This window comes from Streptomyces sp. NPDC002138 (assembly GCF_040296485.1).
Taxonomy (GTDB): Bacteria; Actinomycetota; Actinomycetes; order Streptomycetales; family Streptomycetaceae; genus Streptomyces.
In genome coordinates this window covers 1-1,268 of the sequence record NZ_JBEOXE010000171.1, presented here as the reverse complement: position 1 = coordinate 1,268, position 1,268 = coordinate 1, and the positions used below count along the sequence as shown (strand labels likewise).

At 75.8% G+C, this 1,268-nt stretch carries 2 protein-coding genes; both read right to left on the bottom strand.

Going from position 1 to position 1,268, the window contains the following annotated elements:
• Positions 1 to 92: 92 nt before the first annotated feature.
• A complete protein-coding gene (locus tag ABT084_RS37895) occupies positions 93 to 488 on the bottom strand; it encodes a VOC family protein (RefSeq protein ID WP_351054407.1) in 396 nt (131 codons plus the stop codon).
• A gap of 5 nt (positions 489 to 493) precedes the next feature.
• Positions 494 to 1,126: a LutC/YkgG family protein gene (locus tag ABT084_RS37890; RefSeq protein ID WP_351054405.1), complete on the bottom strand. Its 633-nt coding sequence runs from the start codon at positions 1,124 to 1,126 to the stop codon at positions 494 to 496.
• Positions 1,127 to 1,268 lie beyond the last annotated feature (142 nt).

Here is a 1,268-nt window from a genome sequence, read left to right as displayed (position 1 = left end):
AGCCCGCGTACTGGACGTACTCAGGCTTTCGGCCGGTGCGGCGAGAGCGCGTGCCGGGCGTCGCGACGCCGCGGAGATCCATCAGACACCCCCTAAGCGGCGGCGGGCTGGAGTAGGTCCCAGCGGTTGCCGTAGAGGTCCTCGAAGACGGCGACGGAGCCGTACGGTTCGTGGCGCGGCTCCTCCAGGAAGCGGACGCCCTCGGCGGTCATCCGGGCGTGGTCCGCCGCGAAGTCGTCGGTGTACAGGAAGAAGCCGACACGCCCGCCGGTCTGGTCGCCGACCCGCGCGCGCTGGGCGTCGTCCTTGGCGCGGGCCAGCAGGAGCGCGCTCTCGGTGGCGCCGGGCGGCCGGACCACGACCCAGCGGGAGCCGTCGGGGCGGGCGGTGTCCTCGACCAGGTCGAAGCCGAGGGCGCGGGTGTAGAAGTCGAGGGCGTCGTCGTAGTCGTGGACCACGAGGGCGGTGAGGGCGATGTAGGCGGACATGGGCTCTATTGTGCGGTGAGGAGCACGACCTCCAGGGTGCGGGGGCCGTGCACGCCCTCCACCCGGTCCAGCTCGATGTCACTGGTGGCCGAGGGGCCGGAGATCCAGGTCAGCGGGCGGGTGGGGTCCAGGAGCGCCAGCGCCCGCGGGACGGAGTCCACCACCTGCTCCGGGACCCGCACCACGCAGATGTGGTGGTCCGGGACCAGGGTGATCCGCCGCCGCCCCTGGCCGGGTCCGCCGTCGAGGACGATCGTGCCCGTCTCGGCGATCGCCAGGGCGCAGCCGGTCACCACGCTGTCCACGGCGTCCAGTTCGTACGGCGTGGAGCCCGCCCGGTCGTGGATCCGCACCGGGTCCGCCGCGGCGAGCCAGTACGGCGGCAGGCCGGCCGGGACCAGGACCGACCCGGCGCCCCGCTCGGCGAGGAGGCGCGTCAGGAGCATCGCGATGCCGTCCTCGTCGGTCCGGTGGACCCGCGCGCGGTATTCCGTCAGGTGCGCGGCGAGCAGGTCGGCGCTCTCGGCGGGGGTGCGCTCGCCGTGGACCCGCAGGTAGTCCCGGGGGACGTCGGGGGCGGCCCCGGCGTCCGCCAGCGCGCGGCGGACCCGGCCCAGGACGCGGTCCCTGCTGCTCATGCCCGGCCTCCCCGCTCCCGCGCCCACCAGTCCCGGAACGGCTCCGCCGGTATCGGCGGCAGCGCCCGGCTGTCCGTCCAGGCCCGCCCGGGGCCGGGCAGCCGGCGCGGCCGCAGCCACCGGGCCCGGGCCAGCAGGCGCT